This is a genomic window from Draconibacterium sp. IB214405, assembly GCF_033963885.1.
In the GTDB taxonomy this organism is placed as follows: Bacteria; Bacteroidota; Bacteroidia; order Bacteroidales; family Prolixibacteraceae; genus Draconibacterium.
The window spans coordinates 1,027,673-1,049,725 of sequence record NZ_JAXBMA010000001.1; the positions used below are offsets into that span (position 1 = coordinate 1,027,673).

The following is a 22,053-nucleotide window of genomic DNA, read 5'->3' on the forward strand; positions in this document are numbered from 1 at the left end:
GGAATACCATGGCAGAATACGCATTATTAGAAAAATTTGAATCGATAAAGCACCGCTTCGAAGAAGTAGAACAGCAGATTACCGACCCTGAGGTGATTGCTGATATGCAGCGTTACGTAAAGCTGAACCAGGAATATAAACACCTGCAAAAGTTAGTTGCAAAATTTCAGGAGTATAAGAACATGGTCGATAATATATTGACCGGAAAAGAAATGCTGGCCGAAGAGACCGATGAAGAAATGCGCGAAATGGCGCGCGAGGAAATCGAGGACTCGGAAAAACGTATACCGGGCATTGAAAAAGAAGTTAAGTTATTACTTGTTCCTGCTGATCCGGAGGATGCAAAAAATGCAATTCTCGAAATACGTGCCGGAACCGGTGGCGACGAGGCAAGTATTTTTGCCGGCGACCTTTTCCGTATGTACACGAAATTTTGCGAGCAAAAAGGCTGGCGAATGGAAGTTACCAATGCCAACGAAGGTACTGCTGGTGGTTTTAAGGAAATTGTGGCCAACATTACCGGCGAAGGCGTTTATGGTGTCCTGAAATACGAATCAGGAGTGCACCGTGTACAGCGGGTGCCACAAACCGAAACACAAGGACGTGTGCATACTTCGGCAGCTACAGTGGCAGTTCTTCCTGAAGCCGATGAGTTTGATGTGGAATTAAAAACCGAAGATATCCGTCGTGACGAATACTGTTCGTCAGGTCCGGGTGGACAGTCGGTGAATACCACTTACTCGGCTATTCGATTAACACATATTCCAACCGGAATCGTAGTGACTTGTCAGGATCAGAAATCGAAGTTAAAAAACCTTGACAAAGCGATGGCGGAATTACGTACGCGTTTGTACAACATGGAATATCAGAAATACATCGACGAGATTTCATCGAAACGTAAAACCATGGTTTCTACCGGCGACCGTTCGGCAAAAATCCGTACCTACAACTGGCCACAGGGCCGTGTAACCGATCACCGTATCAACCTTACATTGTACAACCTGCAGGCAATTATTGGTGGCGAAATCGATGAGATTATCGACAAACTGATGGTTGAAGAAAACGCCGCAAAACTGAAAGAAGCAGAAATTTAAAAACAATAAAATGGGAGTCTTCGGACTTCGGTCTTCCGGCTTCCGACTTTTTTATCATGAATCAACAGCAATTATTCGAGCAGATCCAAAAAAAGCGCAGTTTTCTGTGTGTTGGTTTGGATACCGATATTCAAAAAATCCCGCAACACCTGAAAGATACATCAGATCCTATCTTTTCTTTTAATAAAGAAATTATTGATGCCACGGCCGAATTTTCGGTGGCGTATAAGCCCAATCTGGCATTTTACGAAAGTTTGGGCTCGAAAGGATTGGAAAGCCTGGAAAAAACAGTGATGTATGTAAAATCGAAATACCCTGAAATTTTTGTGATTGCCGATGCCAAACGTGGCGATATTGGTAACACATCGAATTTATATGCACGGGCATTTTTCGATCATCAGGATTTTGATGCGGTTACAGTTGCACCGTACATGGGCGAAGATTCTGTAAAACCGTTTATGACTTACCTTGATAAGTGGGTGATTCTTTTAGCACTGACATCGAATAAAGGAGCTTACGATTTCCAGTTTATCGAAGACAAAGAAACCGGCGACAAGTTGTTTGAAACTGTTTTAAAAACGTCGCAAAACTGGGGAACAGAAGAAAACCTGATGTATGTGGTTGGCGCTACAAAAGCGGAGAAACTGAAAGAAATTCGCGAGATTGTACCAAATCACTTTTTGTTGGTACCTGGCGTGGGAGCGCAGGGTGGCAGTCTGCAGGAAGTTGCTAAAAATGGTATGAACAGCAAATGTGGTTTGTTGGTGAATTCATCACGTGGCATTATTTACGCCTCATCAGAAGACGATTTTGCTGCAAAAGCGGGTGCTGCTGCTGAAGAAGTTCAGAAAGAAATGGAAGTTCTGTTGAAAGAAGCCGGATTGATTTAACGATAAATCGCTAAGCGCTTAGCAGTTCAAAACCGCTTAGCGCATTGAAAAAGGATACAGAAAAAGGGATGTCGTTTATCGGCATCCCTTTTTGTTTATATCGGAGTTTATTGTTCTAAATCTACTCCCAACCTTTTCGGTAGGTGTGTCGGATCCACTCTTCGGCCATTTTTAACGCCGGTAAAGTTTCGTACTCTTTGTCAAATGTTGGATCGCCGTTTATCACCTCAAAATTGTCTTTCTTCAATACGCGAATAGTATCCGACGAGCTGATATTGGTAAAACGCATATTTGGCCCGTCCCATTCCAGCTTGCGCTGAAGACTTTGCAAACGAACGGCCAGCACACCCATTACAACCATTTCGTTTAGTGGACCGGCGTAAGAAAAGTTCGACGAAGCTTCAACACGTGAGTCTTTACTTTCTTTACAGGCGCGTATCCAATCTTGTTCGTGACCGCCTTCCATCGCATTCGAAATACGTCTGATAGTTTTTTCAGGTTCCTGGAAATGGGCCATCTCAGAGGTTGGCAATAAAGTCGGATTTGCAGCGTAAGTTCCGCACATGATCTTTCCTTTTGTTCCGTAGAAAACACAACCGCCGCTATCGTCACCCATTTGTTCACCGTCTTTTAACTCTTCCGGGCGGGGAGGCATAAAACCACCGTCGTACCAATGCACGGTAACTTCGGGCATGGCAACTTTTGGCAGGTTGTCGCGTCGATCGAATTCGTAGCGGACAAACTCTGCATTTGGTGCCGAATCGTTGTTAAAAGACGTTGAACTGCCTTCAACCGTTTTCGGATATTGTAAATTCAGTGCTTTAAAAACAGGATCGAGAATGTGGCATCCCATATCGCCGAGTGCTCCGGTGCCAAAATCCCACCAACCACGCCAGTTCCACGGGTGGTAAATGGGGTTGTATTCGGTGAATTTTGCCGGACCTATAAATAAATCCCAGTCTAAAGTTTTCGGTATACGTTTCCCTTTTTCGGGGCGTGTTAATCCTTGTGGCCAAATCGGGCGGTTGGTCCAGGTGTCAACATGGGTGACTTCGCCAATTTTTCCGGCCCAAATCCATTCGCAAATCTGGCGGATTCCGTCAGCTGAATTTCCCTGGTTACCCATTTGTGTGGCAACACCATAACGCGCCGCTGTTTCAGTCATTATCCGCGATTCGTAAACCGAATGTGTCAGTGGCTTCTGAAGAAAAACGTGTTTCCCTTCGCGCATGGCCATTAACGCGGGCAGAGCGTGCGTATGGTCAGGTGTGGCAATCATCACGGCATCAATATCTTTTTGCTCTTCCAGCATCACCCTGAAATCGGTGTATTGTTTTGCGCGGTACCAACGTTTAAACGCGTTTCTTCCGGCGTATTCCCAATCCACATCGCATAAAGCAACGATGTTTTCGGTTTCCATAAATTTCAGGTTGGTGAAACCTTTTCCTCCAACACCAATTCCGGCAATGTTGAGTTTGTCGCTGGGAGCTTTATGCCCTAAACCTGCGATTACATTTGAGGGAAGAATAGTGGCTGCAGCAATACCAGTTGCTGTTGTGCCTATAAATTTTCTGCGTGATAAATTGCTCATTTTCTTGTTTTCGAAAAAATACACGGAAAAATAGAAAAAATCTTAGGCTTAACCTACTGTTTAAGCTTTTTGAAGAAAGATTAACACTAATTTGCTGTCAGCAAAAAAAGAAGCGACTTGTTAAAGCCGCTTCCTTATTGTTTTCATGGCGATTGTATATCTTTTCTCTCACAATTCAATTGGCAGAATCACTGCATCAATTACATGGATGATTCCGTTTGATGCTGAAATGTTCACATAAGGAGGTACCAGATTTGCGGTGTTTCCAACTGCCCAAATTTTCAGGTCTTTGTCTACATTAAATGTTGCTCCATCAAGTAGGGTCTCAATTGTTTTCGGATTCTTTTTCGGAACTACACTGTTTGCTGCTCTGCGGCCATCAGTGACATGGTAAAGAAGTACGTTTAGTACCACTTCGGCGGGTATATCGTTAATCCCGTTTACTTCAGCTCCCAATAAACTCTCCAGTTCTTCACTGTCGTACAATGCCTGGAATGCATCGTTAGTTGGAGCAAACACCGTGTATTGGTCTGTACCGTTTAAAAACATATCGACCAATTCAGTTTCCAGTTCTCCATCAACATAGAATAGTGCACTAACCAGTTCTGAAAAACCGGCATCGATTGCAATTGCAGCTATGGATGTTTCAGCGGGGGGTAGGGATTTTCCGGCTTTTAACGATTCATCGCTAATTTCACTTTGAGGAATGTAATCATCATTTTCTTTTTCACAGCTAACAAATGCCATACTTACAATTATCGCTGCAGCGATCGTTAAACTTCTGAAGTTGAACATGCTTTTCAAATTTACTGTTTTCATTGTTGTAGATTTTAATGAGTTTTAAAAAGTATTTATCTGAAAAACAGGAATTCTGTAAATAATGTTTAATAAAATAATGAAAAGAATGAACAAAATAGAAATATTATGATGGGAATATGTCTGAATAGTTTGTTTATAAAGGCTTGTCGGAGTAGTGTTAATAAAAGTTAAAACAAAAAGATAAAAATGAATTTGGGAGTAATACCAATAAAAAAACCGAACTGAGAAGTCCGGTTTTTAATGCTATATTTTATAAGCTATTAACTTGCTTTTAATCGTCGGATACCCGATTTGTCAATCTGACTTTCGGCGTATTCTTTGGTGATGTGCAGTTCTGAAATCTCATCCGATGGCGCATCAAACATGGCGTCGTTCATAATGTTCTCGCAAATCGAACGTAAACCACGAGCACCAAGCTTAAATTCAATTGCTTTGTCAACAATGTATTCCAAAGCCTCTTCGTCAAATTCCAGGTCGATCTCATCCAGTTTAAACAGTTTTTTGTACTGCTTGATAACCGAGTTTTTTGGTTCGGTTAAAATGTTGCGCAGCGTTTCTTTGTCTAATGGATTAAGGTAAGTAAGCACCGGCAAACGACCAATGATCTCCGGAATTAAACCGAAAGATTTTAAATCCTGTGGCGAAACATATTGAAGCAGGTTTTCGCGCTCGATACGATCGGCATCTTTTGCGGCGCTGTAACCAATAACTTTTGTATTCAATCGGTTGGCAATTTTACGTTCGATGCCATCAAATGCGCCACCGCAAACAAACAAGATATTTCTGGTATCAACAGGAATCAGCTTTTGTTCCGGGTGTTTACGTCCACCTTGCGGCGGAACGTTTACAATCGAACCTTCCAGCAGTTTTAACAAACCTTGCTGAACGCCTTCGCCTGAAACGTCGCGTGTTATCGATGGATTATCGCTTTTACGTGCGATCTTGTCAATTTCGTCAACAAATACAATTCCGCGCTCGGCAGCTTCAACATTGTAGTCGGCAGCTTGTAACAAGCGTGTTAACAAACTTTCAATGTCTTCGCCAACATAACCGGCTTCGGTAAGCACGGTTGCATCAACAATGGTAAACGGAACATGCAACATTTTTGCAATTGTGCGTGCCAGCAACGTTTTCCCGGTTCCGGTTTCGCCAACCATGATGATGTTCGACTTTTCAATCTCGGTTTCATCATCGTCGACTTTCTGTGTCAGTCGTTTGTAATGGTTATAAACCGAAACTGAAAGCACACGTTTGGCGCGATCTTGACCGATAACGTATTGATCAAGAAAATCTTTGATCTCTTTTGGCTTAAGCAGCTTGATGTCATCCAAATCGAAAGAGCTTGATGTTTTCACCTCTTCCTGAATAATTGAATGTGCCTGCTCGGCACAACGGTCGCAAATGTGTCCGTCAATCCCCGCAATCAGAAGATTTACTTCTTTTTTTTCCCGTCCGCAAAACGAACACTTGTCCATCTTTTCTTTATTTGACATTATTTGTTATTTCGAACTAAAATTTCATCAATCATACCATAGTCAACAGCTTCCTGTGAGGTCATCCAGTAGTCGCGATCCGAGTCTTTTTCGATTTGCTCGAAAGTTTGTCCTGAATGGTTGGCTAAAATGGTATATAATTCGTTCTTGATCTTTTTGATCTCGCGTGCAGTAATTTCAATATCCGAAGCCTGTCCCTGAGCACCGCCCATTGGCTGGTGAATCATAATTCTTGAGTGGGGCAGAGCCGAACGTTTTCCTTTTTGTCCGGCGGTCATCAATACAGCTGCCATTGATGCGGCCATACCTGTACAAATGGTTGCTACATCAGCCGAAATGTATTGCATGGTGTCGTAAATACCTAAACCTGCATAAACCGAACCGCCAGGAGAATTGAAATAAATCTGGATGTCTTTCGACGGATCAGTTGACTCGAGGAACAGCAATTGTGCCTGAATAATGTTGGCAACAGTATCGTCGATTGGTACGCCAAGGAAAATAATACGGTCCATCATCAAACGCGAAAACACGTCCATTGATGCTACATTTAACTGACGTTCTTCGATAATTGTAGGCGAAATATAATTGCCGTATGCTGATGTAAATCTATCCATTGTTAAGCTGCTGATTCCAGCATGCTTAGTTGCGTATTTTTTAAATTCGTTGTTGTCCATCTTTTATAAGTGCTTGTGTAAAAAAATAACTTTGCAAATACGTTTGTCACGATTCACAAAGTTATAAAAAAGATTCATGCTGAAACACTCAGCAAAATATTTTCAGGTGATTGCAGTGCCTATTGAGCGGCTTGCATCATTTCATTGAATTTTTCCTGCGATACTTCTTCTTCCTGAATAGTAACTTTTTCTTTCACTACTTCTACTACTTTGTCTTCCAACAATTTTTTGTAGATGCGTTCTTTTTCTTCAGGTTTGTCAAGCATCATTTTTGCAAACGATTCCAACTGATCTTCAGGTACATCGTGGATTCCGTACTGCTGGTATTGTGCCAGTGCCATTTTCTTGGCAAAGTCTTCAGCTTCTTCAGCTTCAATCTTCAGTTCGTTCTCTTTTGCTATGGCGTCTTTAATCAATTGCCATTTCAAATCAAGAATAAATGCAGGGAATTCAGTTTCGATTTGCTCCTGTGTTAATTCTTTGTTTACAGCCACTAACCAACGCTTCAAAAATTCCTCCGGCATATCAAGAGCAGTTTTTTCTACCAACGCATCGCGGGTGTCTAATGCAAATTTATGATCTGATGAGAATACCAGGTTTTGAGCCAGGTCTTCTTTAATTTTTGCTTTGAAATCTTCAAGCGTTTTGATTTCAGTTTCTTCGCCGTAAAGCTTTTTAAACAAATCTTCGTTCAACTCTGCATTTTCGAACTGAAGAACTTCAGTAACTGTATATCTGAAATCGCTTTCCAAAGTTTCTGCTTCTTCATGTTTGATGTTCAACATGTGCGAAACTTCGTGTTTATTTTCGAAAGCTTTTATCGGGTCGAAAACAAGGATATCGTCTTTTTTACAACCGATAAATGCATTTTTAACTTCTTCGTCTTTGATTTTGTCAACGGCTAAAAGTACACCTTCAGGAGCAATTCCGCCTTCAACTTCGTTTCCTTCAGCGTCAAGCTGAACAAAGTTTCCGCGAACAGTGCTGTTGTCTTTTGCTTCTTCGGCAGGAACGTTTTCTCCTAACTGCGAAGCTGCCATGTCAACCTGCTGCTGAATCATGTCGTCAGAAACGGCAATGTTGTAGTAAGTGTATTTGTTGCGTTTGTCGAGCGAAACTTTTACCTCAGGAGCCAAAGCTACGTCGAAAGTAAACTCAAACGACTCGTCTTTTTCCCAGTCGATTGGTTTTTGTTTTTCCTCGTTTGGCATTGGTTCGCCAAGTACAGGAAGTTTTTCCTCAATCATGAATTTCGAAAGGTTTTGAGAGATCAATTTATTTACCTCTTCAACCAAAACAGCTGTTCCAAATCTTTTTTTGATAAGGCCTGCCGGAACTTTACCGGGGCGGAATCCTGGAATTGAAGCTTTTTGACGATAGTCTTTTAAAACATCGGCAACTTGTTTTTCATAGTCAGTTTTATCGATGGTAAGATTGATTACCGCATTAACCTGATCGATGTTTTCTAAATTAATATTCATGATGATAAATTTATTTATACCCCTAAAATGCAAAAAACGCCAACCCTTTTTTAAAAGTAGGGTCGGCGGTTTTTTTGAGTGCGGATGAAGGGACTCGAACCCCCACACCATAGGTACTAGATCCTAAGTCTAGCGCGTCTACCAATTCCGCCACATCCGCGAATTGCGGCGCAAAGATATATAAAAATTTTATTCTGCAATAAATTCAGCAAGAAAAATTCGGAAGTATGTTTTATTTGACAAACAAAATTGTGGATTATACCCGCTTTCTACCGCCATTCTACAATGGTTCCGCGGTTTTCGTCCTGTAATTCTTCCGGCACCGAATCTTTAATTTCTTTCCAAAGCAGGTTAATCAACTTGTGTTTTGCAAAATGTCGCGAGTAAACCAAACTAACTTCTCGAAGCGGTTTAATATTGGTGAAATTTTTCACATTGTACGCCCGCTTTTGCGACATCGTTGCTTTGGCAAGCTCCGGAATCAGCGTAATTCCTCCTTCGCGATCAACTATGTTCATCAGGGTTTCAAGCGATCCCGCTTCAAAATGGAAAGGTAATTCACTATCGGTAGTTCCCAAATAAGAACAGAGGTTGACCACTTGATCGCGGAAACAATGCCCGTCGCTCAACAACCAAATTTCGGGTGTTGCAATGTCTTCAACTGTAATTTCTTTTTGGGTATGTAGTTTATGTCCGCTATTGGCATAAATCAGCATCTCTTCGTAAAAAACCGGTTTCTCCAATATCTTTTCCTCGTGAAGCGGAGTTACCAAAATACCAACATCAATAAGATCTTTGTGCAAAAGCTTGATGATGTTTTCGGTTGTTGCTTCAACAACTTTTATAAAAATATTGGGGTATTTCTTTTTGTAGTTTCCCACAAAAATTGGTAGCAGATAAGGTGCCAGCGTTGGAATAATACCAATACGCAACATCCCTGAAACCTGGTTTTTATGGTCTTTTACAATGTTGTTTATTTCGTCGGACTGTTTTAAAACCACCCTGGCCTGTTCAATAATTCTGGTACCTACATCGGTAGGAATAAGAGGTTGTTTACTCCTATCGAAAATAATGATCTCCAGGTCTTCTTCAAGCTTTTTAATTTGCATGGAAAGCGTTGGCTGTGTAATAAAACATGCCTCGGCAGCTTTGCCAAAATGACGATGCGTGTCAACGGCAACTATATACTCCAACTGGGTTAGGGTAATCATGGCGTAAGTCGATTTTTGATTTAAAGATAGAAAAAATCTATTATTATGAAGCTTAAGTTGATGTTAATTCAATTTTGTAAAATGCGGGTTGTTTTTAAACTGTTGAACGTTAGGCATTAAGTGCACGTTTGCTGCCGATACCATTCGAAGGCGGCCACCGATAATGCGTTTGAAATGTTTAATGATTTACAGCCTCCAGGCATGGGAATATATACACTTTTGTTGGCCATTTTTATGATATTTTGGGGGAGACCATGCGATTCGCTTCCGGCAAGTAATATGGTTTTTGGCGGCAACTTTTCGCGGTAAATATTTGTTGCTCCATCGCAGGTTTCCACAATTGTGAGCTGGTAATCGGCACCAAGCAGATCAATAAAATCATTCTCGGAAATAAAACGCCATTTCATTTGGTCGTATGAAAAACCGGCGGTCTTTTTAATCTTCGATTCACGGTGATTTTCCGACTCACGAACAAATAAAACTTCGGTAGCTCCCAGATTATGAGCCAACCGAATAATTTTTCCGATATTCTCAGCATTCGACAAGTGCCATGCAGCAATTATTATTGCACTGGTTTCGGGAAATTTCTCGTCGTCTTTTGCATTAAAAAACTCTACTGAATTGGTGTTCATGATAATAAAGTGGCTTTTCTTCGTTACTATTAAAATACTATTTTTGTGCAAAAGATGAAACAGGCATGAGTTGCCAAAAATAAACAATAAAAACGAATGAAGATTTCTGCTCAATATCTCGTCCTTTTAATTCTGATAATATTTGTTTCGTGTGGTCCGTCTGATGAAGATAAGGCGCGGGTAAAGATTGATCTGGCGAAAAATCTACTGGCAAAAAACGATACAGCTGCAGCCATAAACCAGTTAGACAGCATTTCAATTCTGTTCCCCGAAGCGGTGTATTCTGCCAACGCAGCAAAAAACTTGTTGCAGGAAGTTCGTTTTCAGGTGATGCAGCGCAAAGAAGCCGAGCTTGATTCGGTAGAAGTACAGGTGGCAGAGCTGGAAAAATCGTTTGTAAAAGAGAAAACGGAATTTGATCGTTACACGCAATACATTCACAAACGCCAGACCTTTAAACGGGCCTGGGATCGTTCCTATATTCAGGTGCATTTGGATGAACGTGGCGAACTGTATTTAAGCAGTAATTATCATGGCGAAAACTGGCTCAATCATACCGGACTTCGTGTTTATGATAGTGGTGACGATGCAAAGACTGAGGAAATCCCGGTTGGTTCGACAGATAATCACCGCAGCGATTTTATGGAAGCCAAATGGGAAAAGGTATCGTACCGAAACGGAAAAGACAATGGCGTGATGGAATTTATTGCCAATAATGTTGACCGTAACCTGAAAGCTGTTTTTCTGGGTAAGGAATACTACTATATTATTCTTGAAACCTACGATAAAGAAGCTGTTCGCGATGCGCTGGCATTGTCGAAAGCGATAAAAAAACGCAATAGCCTGGAGCAGGAGATAAAAGCGTTGGGGCAAAAAATTAATATTCAGTAATCACGCACGAGTGATCACTGCTATTAATTCGCGTTTTCATTAAAAACAAATTTGTAGAAACATCTCTCTTTTTATGAAATCAAATTACATGCAATCGGGCACGTTGCTCGTATTTATCAGCTTATTCCTTTTTGTTTTTTCCGGATGTGGAAATAAAATCCCAAAAAGCATTAGTGTACAAGCGTTAGCTGTTGAGGCCAAAATTGACGGAAATATTCTCACCGGTCCTTCGGTGATTAACGACCCTGACCGATTTGTTTGGGGCGGAAGTGTTTTAAAGGGAGTCGATGGGAAATACCACATGATTTACAATACTTTCGAGTGTGGCGATTCGTTGCCGGCGTTTGGCAATGGCTGGGTGCTGGGATCGAAACTTGCTTATGCCGTTTCGGATTATCCCGACCACGGATTTGTGTTTAAAAAGATCGTATTGCGTGGACGTGCACTCGAAGGCGACAGCACTGCCTGGGATGCGCAAATGGTGTCGAATCCGCACCTGAAAAAATTTAACGGGAAATATTACCTCTATTTTATAGGTTCAAAAGACCCAGGTGTTCAGTCGGTTGGTTCTCCCGGCGAAAAACTGAATAAACGAAACCGTGTTCAGCAAAACCAAAAAATTGCAGTAATTGAATTTGATAGTTTCGAAGATCTGATGGAGGGTAATTTTAGCCGTCCTGATGCGCCAATATTGTCACCACGGACCCGTGTAAAACCTGATAATATTGTTAACCCGTCGCCGGAAGGAACACAGCCAAAACCCGACAACATTATTGTGGTAAATCCTTCGGTTACTTATCGTCCGTCGGACGGGAAATACCTGTTGTATTTTAAAGGAAACCTGTACGATCCGGGCTGGCGCGGTGTTCATGGTGTTGCACTTTCTGATTCTCCAACCGGTCCATTTACGCCGCTTGACGATCTGATTTTTGATTTCAGAACCGAAGAAGGAAAGCTCGCATCGGCCGAAGATCCTTATGTTTGGTACCACAAAACACAGAAGAAATTTTATGCTGTGTTTAAGGATTTTTCGGGAAAAATAACCGGAGCAGAGCCGGGATTGGCAATACTTGAATCAATCGATGGAATAAAATGGACAAAACCTGCCGATCCGTTTTTTATGAAAAAGCAAGTGGTTTTACAATCCGGAGATACGATAAAGGTAAACCGGCTGGAGCGCCCTCAATTGCTGATTAACGAGGACGGAGATCCTGAGGTACTTTATGCGGCTTGTTCAATCATAAACATTAACCCAACTAGAAAGGGTGAGTCGTTTAATGTGCAAATCCCTCTTCGAAATAATTAATTATGTTACTTTTGGCCGCGCGTTGAATCCCTACTTTTAACTGATAATTTACAAGGAATCTAGTTGTATGACCCAAAATCGTAACATTGAAAACCAGGCAAAACTGATTAGACGCTTTAGGAAAATCCATCGTGTAACCGGAGTTTTTTTGTTTGTGGTTTTAGTCTTTGTTGCGGTGTCGGGACTTTTATTAACCTGGAAAAAGAACAGTGGCGGACTGATCCTTCCTAAAACGCAAAAGGGAACATCAACCGAACTTTGCGAATGGTTGCCACTCGATAGTTTGCACACTATTGCCTTACAGGTCTACCAGGATTCTATATCTGCTGCAGTTTCGCCGGGATTGGATAAAATTGATGTCCGGCAAAGCAAAGGGATAATAAAATTTGTGTTTAACGAAGGGTACTGGGGTGTTCAGTTAGACGGTGCCACTGGCGAGGTTTTGCAAATTGAACGTCGATGGTCGGATTTAATCGAGAATATTCATGATGGTTCAATTCTCGATCACTGGTTTCGCACCGATGGCGGGTTAAAACTTTTTTATTCCACGATCACCGGTTTGGCGTTAATGTTATTCTGTCTTACCGGATTTTGGTTATGGTACGGGCCAAAACGTATGCGCAGAACAAAACAGCTTTCCAAAAAGTAATAATTGAATCTAGCCTTTACGTTTAATTTTTAATTTCTGGCCGATATACAAACCACGATCGTTTTTCAGCTCATTTAATCGCATAATCTCATCGGCTGAAATTCCTGCATATTTTTGAGCAATGTCCCACAAAGTATCACCTTTTCGAACGGTGTAGTATTCGTAATTTGGATCGAGTGGTTTTGTTACGCGCGTTGTGGTTGGTGCTGATGTTTTTCCGACAGAAGCCTGTTTCTGGGCAAAACTCATCGAAGTAACTTTCTCGTACTTTTCCTTGTCCTTCTCAGGAACGTAAATGGCCAGTTTTTGTCCCACCCGAATCATATCGCGGTTTATGTTGTTCCAGTAGCGTAAATCGGACGCACGAACATGAAACCACGACGAAATAAAACCAACATTGTCGCCGGCTTTAACCGTGTACAAAACCTTTGCTTTGCCTTTAATATCAACAGGAGTAAAATAACTGCTATTGCTCGTTGTCGGATCCATCAACGTATTGTTGGGGAAATATTTGTCGCGCTCGTAAGCAAAAATAGCGGTGTCTTGATCAACGAAGTCCAAAATCACGTCGTTTGGTAACACCAACGGATAAGGCTTACTTTCTTTGGCCGGAATTACATCGCGGCGGTACATCGGATTTAATGCACGTATTTCTTCCTTGTCGATATGTAGTTTGGCGCTTACCTGATCAAAGTGCAGGTAGTCGTTTACCATTACTGTGTCAACCGAAAGTTCGATCTCCGGAAAACGCGGAACCAGATTGTGTTCCTTGTAATATTCGAAGGTGTATGTTGCGGCAATAAATGCCGGTACATAACCCCTGGTTTCGCGTGGCAGACGGTAGTATATTTCCCAGTAATTTCTTTTTCCTCCCGAGCGGCGGATCGCACGGTTTACATTTCCGGGGCCACAGTTATAGGCTGCAATGGCCAAATGCCAGTCGCCATAAATATCATGCAACTTGGTAAGGTAACGCGCGGCAGCATCGGTTGATTTTATTGGATCGCGACGTTCGTCAACAAACGAGGTGATCTCCAGTTTCATGTTGCGGGCAGTGCCGTACATAAATTGCCACAATCCATTTGCACCAACCCGAGAGCGGGCCGTTGGATTTAGTGCTGACTCGATAATTGCCAGGTATTTTATCTCCAGCGGCATGTCGTATTTATCGAGCGTTTCCTCAAAAATAGGGAAGTAGTAGGCCGATAAACCAAGCATCACTTCAACGAGGTCGCGACGCTTTTCGGTGTACATTTTTATGTAGTTGTTTACCACTTTATTGTACGACAGATCAATTACCTGCTCAATGTCTTCTAAACGATTTATATAAACTGAATCGGGAAGGTTTTTGGGGAAATTGAGTGTCCTCACTTCCGAACGATCGAAATTAAAACGGTTTTGGATATCCCAGGTGCTCATCATACTGTCCATCTTATCCGTAAAAACGGTGTTCAGCATGTCGTCAACATCCAGTTGGTTAAAACCGATGGTATCCGCGTCCAATTTTAAATCGTCCAGCGTAAGTGTCGTGTCAACTTCCTGCGCCAGAGCATTAGTAATAAATAAAATCGAAAATATAAAAATCGTAATGGTTCTCATCTTAAAAAGTAAAAGTGCAACTTACGCCATAAACGTATTGAAAATTCCGGTACTGCATGGTAGGTTCCCAGTTAAATGTAAGGTCCTCGCTGATGTCGAAATCAAATAAATGCGCATCAACACTGGCGTCGATAATGTTCAAGCCGTAAAAACCAACCATGCTAATAATCAATAAATCACGATTTCGGCGGTAATAACTTTGTTGTTTGCTAAGTCCTGTTTTAAAATTATTATAGTCGGTTTGATTATCCAGATCGTAATATTCCGCTCCCTCAAGATTTTCGTACGAACGTGTTGTTTCGTCACCATCGGTCAGGTCGCTGTACGCTTGGCGAAGGATTTTGTAATTATCGTTGTTCCAGTGAATAAAATAACCAATGGTCCCGAAACCGGCGTAGATCAAAGGTATTTTCCAGTATTTTTTGTTGTAAGCCTGCCCCAGTCCCGGCAGAACAGCCGAATAGATCGTTGCCTTTTTAGGCGAGTGTTCTACCTTTTCTTCTACGTTGGCTTTGGCAACAGCAACAGAATCCTGCAGTACAGTTTGACCAAATGAGGAAAAACCAAAGAACAGGGGAAGTATAAAAAGCAATATTTTTGAAGAAAAAACGCGTTTAATCACACTAATAATTTTGCGCAAAAATAGAAAATACCCTCAGTAATTGTGTGATCCTTAAGGTTTATTTTTGATTTTCAATTATTTTAACAATTCTTTCCAGATCCGCTTCCGACTTAAAAGGAATGGTAATCTTCCCTTTTCCTTTCTCGTTCATGGAGAAGTCGATACGTCGGCTGAAAATTTTATCGAGTTGCGTTTTTATGATCTTAAATTCATTCGGGAACTTAGGCTTTTTCGTGTCGCTTACTTTTTCCTCGCTTGAATTTAAATCGCGAACAACTTCTTCAACTTTTCGTACTGAAAGACCGTGTTTAATGATTTGCTCGAAGATCATAATTTGGGTGTCGGCATCATCGATATTAATGATTGCACGAGCGTGTCCCATCGATATTTCTTTGTCGATCAAACCTTTTTGGACAACGGCCGGAAGTTTTAACAAACGCAGGTAGTTCGCAATTGTCGAACGTTTTTTCCCCACACGTCCGCTCAGTTCTTCCTGGGTGTATTCCAGCTCGTCCATCAGACGTTGGTAGCTCAGTGCAATTTCAATCGAATCAAGGTCTTCGCGCTGAATGTTTTCAACCAAAGCCATTTCCAACATTCCGTCGTCTTTGGCTTTGCGTACATACGCTGGAATTTTATTTAATCCTGCCAGTTGCGATGCCCTAAAACGGCGTTCTCCGGCAATGATCTGGTATTTATCGTCGCTAACTTTTCGTAAGGTAATGGGCTGAATCAATCCAATTTCCTTGATCGAGGCCGAAAGTTCTGCCAATGCCTCCTCGTCGAATTTAGATCGGGGTTGAAAGGGATTTGCTTCAATCTTGCTTAATTCAATTTCATCCAGTCCGGCGCCCTGCTGCATTTTTTCAGCATCGTCGATAAGTGCGCCTAATCCTCTTCCAAGAGCATTCCTTTTTGCCATCATAACTTACTTAAGAGTGTTTAATTTATAACAACATTGTCTTGCGACATTTGAGTCATGGCATTGCGCTGTAATATTTCGCGCGCCAGGTTCATGTGGTTTATCGCTCCTTTCGAGCTTGCATCGTAAAGAACCACTGGTTTACCGTAACTTGGTGCTTCACTTAGTTTTACGTTACGTTGAATTACGGTGTCGAAAACCATTTCCTGGAAGTGGTGTTTCACTTCTTCGTAAACCTGGTTCGACAGGTTTAAACGGCCATCGTACATAGTTAACAGGAAACCTTCGATTTCCAGTTCCGGATTCAGACGGTTTTGAATGATTTTAATCGTATTCAACAGTTTTCCAAGTCCTTCCAATGCAAAGTATTCGCATTGAACGGGAATAATAACCGAGTCGGACGCTGTTAATGCATTTACGGTTATCAAACCAAGCGATGGCGAACAATCGATGAAAATAAAATCGTATTTATCTTTAATGGTTTCCAACGCGCTTTTCAGAACTTTTTCGCGGTTGGGTAAGTTTAACATCTCAATTTCGGCACCTACCAAATCAATATGAGAAGGAATCAAATCCAGGTTCTCAATATCGGTATGTAAAACGGCTTTTTCTGCGTCAATTTCATTCACAATACATTCGTAAATGCTTGCCTGAACATTGTGCAGATCAAAACCCAAACCCGATGTTGCATTGGCCTGTGGATCGGCATCGATCACCAACACTTTTTGTTCGAGTACAGCTAAACTTGCAGCCAGATTTATCGTTGTGGTAGTTTTACCAACTCCTCCCTTCTGGTTAGCTAACGAAATAATTTTTCCCATTTACAGCGTCTTTATTAGTTCATGAGTGGTTTCAAAGTTAACAATTTACCATTAACCGAAATGATATTTTTAGTCTTGGAAAGGGGATAATTTAGTAAGCTATTGGAACTGAATTAAAAAGGCATTAAATTTTTTGAGATTTCATCTCCTTTTTAAGCTGATTTTGATCAACCGGGACCACGCCAACCTTTTCGCAAACCAATCCGCCTGCCAGGTTAGACATTAAGGCCATAATTTTTGGTGGAAGTCCCGCTGCCATAGCCAGACTGGCCACGCCAATCACAGTGTCGCCGGCCCCCGAAACATCAGCAATATCGCGAATTGCAACCGGATAATACTGCTCTTTTACACCGTTACTTATAAATACTCCAAGCTCAGAAAGTGTAATAAAAATCAGTTTCAGTTGCTGTTCGGTTTTAAAAGTTTCAGCGGCTTGTTTTAGTCCTTCCAAATCACCTTTAACAAGCGGTAGTCCTGTACCTTCTACAAACTCCTTAAAATTGGGTTTGAAAAGCGATACATTTTTATAATTTCTGAAGTTTCGTTTTTTCGGATCAACAGCGGTAGGAATTCCTTTTTTTTGCGCCAGTTCGTTAACGGCATTAAAAAGTTTTTGTGTAACAACTCCTTTGTCGTAATCTACAAAAATGATCACGTCAATAGGATTTGTTTCAATCTCTTCTGTTATCGCTTCTATCAGGGCATTTTCAATCTCTTCAGAAATATGTTGAGTTGATTCCTCATCAACACGAACGATTTGTTTACCCGAACTAATGATCCGGTTTTTAACCGTTGTATTTCGCGAAGGATCGGTGAAAATTCCTTTGTCCGAAACGTTGCGTTTTTTTAATAGATTCTGAAATTCTTTCCCGATTTCATCATCGCCGACAACCGCAAAAAGTACGGGTGTCGCTCCCAGTGCCTGTATATTTCGCGATACATTGGCAGCACCGCCAAGTCGGTTTTCGCGGGTGTTTACAGCTACAATAGGAACTGGTGCTTCGGGTGATAAACGATCAACCTTACCCCAAAGGTAGGTGTCAACCATGGCGTCGCCGATTACGATGGCACGCATTTTCGAAAATCGATCGAATATTTCGTTTACTTCTGTCTTATTCACAAAACGCTATTAAGGCCACAAATCTAAGAAAAAAACAGTGGTAGAAAAATGTCAAAACGCAAAATAATGTATGTTCTTCAAGACAAAACGCTATTATGCCGGGTCCACATCGATGTTAAAAATGCAGTTGCTGTTGGCTGGTAGTTGTTTAACGGATTTAACGGATGAAGTGATTTCGTTTTTTACCAGATCGAGATTTAATTTTCGGTTGATTTTAATCCAGATCTCTTTGTGGTGCCACAGCTGAATACGGCTTATCAACGGATATTCGGGCCCCATAACTATCAGCTGTTTGTGTTTTTTTAGCAGTTGTGCCAATTGGTTGGCTGCCCGGTCAACCGTCTCAATATTTTTGTGTTTTACCACTATTTTTACAAGCCTGAAAAAAGGAGGGTATTTAAAAAGCTGGCGTTCTTCAAACTGTTCTTTCAGTGTGGCTTGGTAGTTTTGATCGCGAATCAAATCAATGAGTGGATGATCGGGTTGCGAGGTTTGAATAACCACTTTCCCTTGTTTATGTTTTCGTCCGGCGCGGCCTGCCACCTGTGAAATAAGTTGGTAGGCGCGTTCGTGTGCTCTAAAATCGGGGAAGTTGATCAGGTTATCGGCATTCAAAATTCCTACCACACTCACGTGTTCAAAGTCAAGTCCTTTGGTAACCATTTGTGTCCCGATCAGGATATTCGTTTTTCGATCCTCGAGATCTTTAACGATTTTGGCAAAAGCATTTTTCGATTGCGTGGTATCCAAATCCATGCGCGCAATTCGTGCATTGCGGAACAGCGATTTCAACTCATCCTCAATTTTCTCGGTTCCGTAACCACGTGTTTTTAATTCGGGCGAACCACAATTGTCGCACTTGTCGGGCAGTTGGTAGCTAAAACCACAGTAATGGCAACTCAACCGCCTTTTGTATTTGTGATAGGTGAGGCTCACATCGCAGTTGCGGCATTTTGGAATATCGCCACAGGAGAAACATTCAACGTAAGGCGAATATCCCCTCCGGTTTTGAAAAAGAATGATCTGCTCGTTTTTCTCCAGTGCAGTTTCCATCATTTCAAAAAGCTCGGGTGTTAAAAACGAACGCATTTGCTTTCGCTTGTACGCACGTTTTATATCGGAAACAATTATTTCGGGCAGTTCCATTTCGGAGTGGCGTTTCGTGAGGTTTACCAGCCCGTATTTGTTTTTTAGTGCGTTGTAATACGATTCGAATGAAGGTGTTGCTGAACCCAACAATACTTTTGCATTGTTCTGGTAACCCATAACTACGGCCATGTCGCGGGCATTGTAGCGTGGTGCCGGATCAAATTGTTTGAATGAATTTTCATGCTCCTCATCAACGATTACAATTCCCAGTTTCGAAAATGGTAAAAACACTGTTGAGCGTGCACCTAAAACCACCTGGTAACCTTCTTTCGGGTCATTGTTAAACTGCAACACTTTCTCCCAAATCTCAACGCGTTCCTGGCTGTTGAGTTTTGAGTGATAGATCCCCACTTTATTGCCGAATACGTTTTTTAGTCGTTTTACAATTTGTGTGGTAAGCGCTATTTCCGGGACGAGGTACAAAGCCTGCCTTCCTGTTTTTATCATCTCATCGATAAGATGAATGTAAATCTCTGTTTTTCCGCTGGCAGTAATCCCGTGAATCAGCGTAACCTGCTGTGTTTCGAAAGTGGTTTTAATTTCCTCGTAAGCTTTTGCCTGGTATTTGTTCAACAGGTTAATGCTTACCTGTTCGATCTTTTTCTCTTCCAGTCTTGAAACCTGTTTCTGGTGCTCGGCAAGTATTTTCTTTTTTACCAGCTCTTTCACAAGGTTGCCCGAAAAGGCAGTTCCTGTCAGCAAATCCTTTTTTTGTATTTCACTAATCTGCTCATCAGAAAAAGCATTGGTAGCAGCGCAAAAATGAAACAGTAGTTCCTGTTGTTTCTTAGCGCGTTTTAAGGAGTCCGCTTTTTCCTGAAGTTCTTTTTCGCTAGTAATGCTGCTGTGCAATTTTATAAAAGCCTCGGTTTTGGGTTTGTATTTACTGCTGATCTTTTCCTCGGCGTAAACAATTTTTTTGTCCAACAACGAGCGTAGTGCCTGGTACGAAAATTCGGATCCCAGTTTGTGTTCCAGATCGGAAAGCTGCGAAACGTCTTCCTGCAATTGCCGGATGATTACTTCTTCTTTGGGATTTAAATTAACCGGCTCATCAACACCGGTTAAAAAGAATTTCGATTTGCTTTCGAGTTTTAACCCGGTTGGTAAAGCAGCCCGAAAAACGTCGCCAAGTGTGCAACAATAATACTGTGCCAGCCATTGCCACAATTTAAAATTCACCGGAAAAATAATGGGATGCTCATCCAGAATTTCAAGCACTTCCTTCACCTCAATATCGTCCGGTTTTTTGTCGGAAAGCGAAATGACCAGTGCTGCATACAATTTCTTTTTGCCAAACTGCACAATTACCCGTTTCCCCGGAGCAATGTCGTTCTCCAACGATGCAGGTACTTTGTAGGTAAAACTATCGTGCAACGACAGCGGTAATATAACTTGTGCAAAAAGTTCAGGCATAAAAAATGTTTGCCTAAAAGTACGGTAAATTATGAAATGATCTTAGCTGAAATTGGCGTGGATCCATTTTTCCACGTCTTCCATCAACCAGTTGGGTGTAGATGTGGCTCCGCAAATACCAACCGACTTCACGCCATCAAACCATTCTTTTTTAATTTCATCGAGATTTGAAATGAAATACGAATCATCATTTACCTCTTTACAAATGGTATAAAGGTATTGTCCGTTTGAGCTTTTGCGGCCGGCTACAAATAGCACCATGTCAAAACGTTCGGCAAATTTTTTCAGGTTTGGTACCCTGTTCGATACTTGCCGGCAAATGGTATCTTTTATTTCAACCGGAACACCCGGATCGGTGGTTTCTTTTACCTTTTGGGCTATTTCGTGAAAGTCTTCAATTCGTTTTGTTGTCTGCGAATACAGCGAAACAGGACGGCTTTTGTCAATTTTATCCACATCGGCAATGCTCTCGATAATGATTGCATTGTGATTGGTTTGTCCGTTTAAACCTTCAATTTCAGCATGTCCCTGTTTTCCGTAAATCACCACCTGACCTTCAATCTGAGAATGTTTGTTATACGAACTTTTTACTTTCTCCTGGAGTGTAAGTACCACCGGACAGGTAGCATCGATCAATTTAATGTTGTTGGCCTCGGCATGTTGATATGTTTCGGGCGGTTCGCCGTGAGCACGAATTAGAACTTTACAGTTGCTAAGCGTAAAATACTCCTCTTTTGTAATGGATTTTAAGCCCATTTTTTCAAGGCGTTCCACCTCCATCCCGTTGTGAACAATATCGCCCAAACAATATAATTGGTTCGACTCCTTCAACTCATCCTCCGCTGCTTTGATCGCGTTGATTACTCCAAAACAAAAACCCGATCTCCTATCTATCTCAACAATCATATTCCGTCTGTAATTTCTTTTACTTTGTTAACGGCCCAAGCCAGTTGTTGTTCGCGGGTTAGCTCACTATTATCAAGAATAAGTGCGTCGTCGGCTTGTTTTAAGGGACTTACGGCGCGTGTTGAATCAATTTTATCGCGCCCCTCAACATTCGCCAGAATGTCTTCGAAGTTTACCTTATCTCCTTTTTCCGTGAGTTCGAGGTAGCGACGCTGTGCACGAATTTCGGGCGAGGCCGTCATAAATATTTTTAGTTCGGCATCGGGGAAAACCACTGTGCCAATATCGCGGCCATCCATAACAATGCCTTTGTTTTTGCCATTCTTGCGTTGCTGACGAACCATTTCGTGGCGCACTTCTGCGATGGTACTAATTGGGCTCACATTCTCAGAAACTTTCAACTGTCGGATCTCATCTTCCACATTTTCGCCATTCAGGAAAGTTGTGTTTTTGCCGGCGACCTCATCCCATTTAAAAGTGATGTTAATGTCTTTCAATCCGTCGATAACTTTTTGTGTATCGGGAATCTTATTTTCAATCCATCCGTTGCGCAGGGCAACCAGCGTTACCACACGGTACATGGCGCCGGTGTCGATATACACGTAACCAAGCCGCTTGGCAAGTGACTTAGCCATGGTGCTTTTTCCGCAAGACGAATGGCCATCGATGGCGATGATAATCTTTTTATCGTTCATGTTTCTGTAGGAATTTGAAGCAAAGATGGGGAAATTTTAATTAAGATTCAATTGTCCGTTTTAGGTGGTTCT

The 22,053-nt window shown here is 41.7% G+C and carries 20 protein-coding genes and 1 tRNA gene; 5 read left to right on the forward strand and 16 right to left on the reverse strand.

The window, feature by feature from the left end:
• The first annotated feature begins 8 nt into the window (after nt 1–8).
• Together prfA and pyrF are read left to right on the forward strand one after the other, a co-directional pair.
• On the forward strand, nt 9–1,094 hold the full coding sequence (prfA, locus tag SLH46_RS03860; protein WP_320279835.1) for a peptide chain release factor 1: 1,086 nt from the start codon (nt 9–11) through the stop codon (nt 1,092–1,094).
• A gap of 56 nt (nt 1,095–1,150) precedes the next feature.
• Nucleotides 1,151–1,984, forward strand: a complete 834-nt coding sequence (gene pyrF / locus SLH46_RS03865) for an orotidine-5'-phosphate decarboxylase (RefSeq protein ID WP_320279836.1) — start codon at nt 1,151–1,153, stop codon at nt 1,982–1,984.
• A 121-nt stretch (nt 1,985–2,105) separates the two neighbouring features.
• Here pyrF and SLH46_RS03870 read toward each other — a convergent pair whose 3' ends face one another.
• The 8 genes from SLH46_RS03870 to SLH46_RS03905 all read right to left on the reverse strand — a co-directional run bounded on the left by SLH46_RS03870 (nt 2,106) and on the right by SLH46_RS03905 (nt 9,885).
• A complete protein-coding gene (locus SLH46_RS03870; protein WP_320279837.1) occupies nt 2,106–3,575 on the reverse strand; it encodes a Gfo/Idh/MocA family protein in 1,470 nt (489 codons plus the stop codon).
• Nucleotides 3,576–3,743: 168 nt separating this feature from the next.
• Nucleotides 3,744–4,394, reverse strand: a complete 651-nt coding sequence (locus SLH46_RS03875; protein WP_320279838.1) for a fasciclin domain-containing protein — start codon at nt 4,392–4,394, stop codon at nt 3,744–3,746.
• 260 nt (nt 4,395–4,654) lie between these two features.
• Nucleotides 4,655–5,887, reverse strand: coding sequence for an ATP-dependent Clp protease ATP-binding subunit ClpX (clpX, locus tag SLH46_RS03880; protein ID WP_320279839.1), 1,233 nt, complete (start codon nt 5,885–5,887; stop codon nt 4,655–4,657).
• Nucleotides 5,887–6,561: an ATP-dependent Clp endopeptidase proteolytic subunit ClpP gene (gene clpP, locus SLH46_RS03885; protein ID WP_320279840.1), complete on the reverse strand. Its 675-nt coding sequence runs from the start codon at nt 6,559–6,561 to the stop codon at nt 5,887–5,889. The genes clpX and clpP overlap by 1 nt, the downstream gene beginning before the upstream one ends.
• A gap of 119 nt (nt 6,562–6,680) precedes the next feature.
• The gene (gene tig, locus SLH46_RS03890; protein WP_320279841.1) at nt 6,681–8,042 is read right to left on the reverse strand and encodes a trigger factor; all 1,362 of its coding nucleotides are present in this window, start codon (nt 8,040–8,042) and stop codon (nt 6,681–6,683) included.
• Between the two features lie 79 nt (nt 8,043–8,121).
• Nucleotides 8,122–8,202 (reverse strand) — tRNA-Leu (locus SLH46_RS03895).
• Nucleotides 8,203–8,311: 109 nt separating this feature from the next.
• A complete protein-coding gene (locus SLH46_RS03900) occupies nt 8,312–9,253 on the reverse strand; it encodes a LysR substrate-binding domain-containing protein (RefSeq protein ID WP_320279842.1) in 942 nt (313 codons plus the stop codon).
• Nucleotides 9,254–9,369: 116 nt separating this feature from the next.
• Nucleotides 9,370–9,885, reverse strand: a complete 516-nt coding sequence (locus SLH46_RS03905) for a TrmH family RNA methyltransferase (protein WP_320279843.1) — start codon at nt 9,883–9,885, stop codon at nt 9,370–9,372.
• 96 nt (nt 9,886–9,981) lie between these two features.
• Here SLH46_RS03905 and SLH46_RS03910 point away from each other — a divergent pair, with 96 nt between their 5' ends.
• From SLH46_RS03910 to SLH46_RS03920, 3 genes are all read left to right on the forward strand, one after another.
• Complete coding sequence (locus tag SLH46_RS03910) at nt 9,982–10,776, forward strand: hypothetical protein (protein WP_320279844.1); 795 nt, start codon at nt 9,982–9,984, stop codon at nt 10,774–10,776.
• A 73-nt stretch (nt 10,777–10,849) separates the two neighbouring features.
• Nucleotides 10,850–12,082, forward strand: a complete 1,233-nt coding sequence (locus tag SLH46_RS03915) for a glycoside hydrolase family protein (RefSeq protein ID WP_320279845.1) — start codon at nt 10,850–10,852, stop codon at nt 12,080–12,082.
• A gap of 67 nt (nt 12,083–12,149) precedes the next feature.
• Entirely contained in the window at nt 12,150–12,731 is a 582-nt protein-coding gene (locus SLH46_RS03920; RefSeq protein ID WP_320279846.1) for a PepSY domain-containing protein, read from the forward strand.
• Between the two features lie 9 nt (nt 12,732–12,740).
• On the opposite strand, the gene SLH46_RS03925 is transcribed toward SLH46_RS03920, so the two are convergent.
• The 8 genes from SLH46_RS03925 to cmk form a co-directional block, all read right to left on the reverse strand.
• On the reverse strand, nt 12,741–14,330 hold the full coding sequence (locus SLH46_RS03925) for a lytic transglycosylase domain-containing protein (RefSeq protein ID WP_320279847.1): 1,590 nt from the start codon (nt 14,328–14,330) through the stop codon (nt 12,741–12,743).
• Between the two features lies 1 nt (nt 14,331).
• A complete protein-coding gene (locus SLH46_RS03930) occupies nt 14,332–14,952 on the reverse strand; it encodes a DUF5683 domain-containing protein (protein WP_320279848.1) in 621 nt (206 codons plus the stop codon).
• 58 nt (nt 14,953–15,010) lie between these two features.
• Nucleotides 15,011–15,874, reverse strand: a complete 864-nt coding sequence (locus tag SLH46_RS03935; protein WP_320279849.1) for a ParB/RepB/Spo0J family partition protein — start codon at nt 15,872–15,874, stop codon at nt 15,011–15,013.
• 20 nt (nt 15,875–15,894) lie between these two features.
• Entirely contained in the window at nt 15,895–16,695 is an 801-nt protein-coding gene (locus SLH46_RS03940; RefSeq protein WP_320279850.1) for a ParA family protein, read from the reverse strand.
• Nucleotides 16,696–16,819: 124 nt separating this feature from the next.
• The gene (locus SLH46_RS03945; protein ID WP_320279851.1) at nt 16,820–17,815 is read right to left on the reverse strand and encodes a bifunctional heptose 7-phosphate kinase/heptose 1-phosphate adenyltransferase; all 996 of its coding nucleotides are present in this window, start codon (nt 17,813–17,815) and stop codon (nt 16,820–16,822) included.
• Between the two features lie 93 nt (nt 17,816–17,908).
• On the reverse strand, nt 17,909–20,380 hold the full coding sequence (gene priA, locus SLH46_RS03950) for a replication restart helicase PriA (protein WP_320279852.1): 2,472 nt from the start codon (nt 20,378–20,380) through the stop codon (nt 17,909–17,911).
• A gap of 42 nt (nt 20,381–20,422) precedes the next feature.
• Nucleotides 20,423–21,286: a 4-hydroxy-3-methylbut-2-enyl diphosphate reductase gene (locus SLH46_RS03955; protein WP_320279853.1), complete on the reverse strand. Its 864-nt coding sequence runs from the start codon at nt 21,284–21,286 to the stop codon at nt 20,423–20,425.
• Entirely contained in the window at nt 21,283–21,981 is a 699-nt protein-coding gene (gene cmk / locus SLH46_RS03960) for a (d)CMP kinase (RefSeq protein WP_320279854.1), read from the reverse strand. Before cmk ends, SLH46_RS03955 begins: the two co-directional genes overlap by 4 nt.
• Nucleotides 21,982–22,053: the final 72 nt, after the last annotated feature.

Coding starts and splice junctions, on each gene's coding strand:
- SLH46_RS03900 (WP_320279842.1), bottom strand. CDS start 9,253: ATGATTACCCTAACCCAGTTGGAGTATATAGTTGCCGTTGACACGCAT.
- pyrF (WP_320279836.1), top strand. CDS start 1,151: ATGAATCAACAGCAATTATTCGAGCAGATCCAAAAAAAGCGCAGTTTT.
- SLH46_RS03920 (WP_320279846.1), top strand. CDS start 12,150: ATGACCCAAAATCGTAACATTGAAAACCAGGCAAAACTGATTAGACGC.
- SLH46_RS03940 (WP_320279850.1), bottom strand. CDS start 16,695: ATGGGAAAAATTATTTCGTTAGCTAACCAGAAGGGAGGAGTTGGTAAA.
- SLH46_RS03910 (WP_320279844.1), top strand. CDS start 9,982: ATGAAGATTTCTGCTCAATATCTCGTCCTTTTAATTCTGATAATATTT.
- SLH46_RS03955 (WP_320279853.1), bottom strand. CDS start 21,286: ATGATTGTTGAGATAGATAGGAGATCGGGTTTTTGTTTTGGAGTAATC.
- cmk (WP_320279854.1), bottom strand. CDS start 21,981: ATGAACGATAAAAAGATTATCATCGCCATCGATGGCCATTCGTCTTGC.
- SLH46_RS03915 (WP_320279845.1), top strand. CDS start 10,850: ATGAAATCAAATTACATGCAATCGGGCACGTTGCTCGTATTTATCAGC.
- clpP (WP_320279840.1), bottom strand. CDS start 6,561: ATGGACAACAACGAATTTAAAAAATACGCAACTAAGCATGCTGGAATC.
- SLH46_RS03905 (WP_320279843.1), bottom strand. CDS start 9,885: ATGAACACCAATTCAGTAGAGTTTTTTAATGCAAAAGACGACGAGAAA.
- priA (WP_320279852.1), bottom strand. CDS start 20,380: ATGCCTGAACTTTTTGCACAAGTTATATTACCGCTGTCGTTGCACGAT.
- clpX (WP_320279839.1), bottom strand. CDS start 5,887: ATGTCAAATAAAGAAAAGATGGACAAGTGTTCGTTTTGCGGACGGGAA.
- SLH46_RS03875 (WP_320279838.1), bottom strand. CDS start 4,394: ATGAAAACAGTAAATTTGAAAAGCATGTTCAACTTCAGAAGTTTAACG.
- SLH46_RS03870 (WP_320279837.1), bottom strand. CDS start 3,575: ATGAGCAATTTATCACGCAGAAAATTTATAGGCACAACAGCAACTGGT.
- SLH46_RS03935 (WP_320279849.1), bottom strand. CDS start 15,874: ATGGCAAAAAGGAATGCTCTTGGAAGAGGATTAGGCGCACTTATCGAC.
- SLH46_RS03925 (WP_320279847.1), bottom strand. CDS start 14,330: ATGAGAACCATTACGATTTTTATATTTTCGATTTTATTTATTACTAAT.
- tig (WP_320279841.1), bottom strand. CDS start 8,042: ATGAATATTAATTTAGAAAACATCGATCAGGTTAATGCGGTAATCAAT.
- prfA (WP_320279835.1), top strand. CDS start 9: ATGGCAGAATACGCATTATTAGAAAAATTTGAATCGATAAAGCACCGC.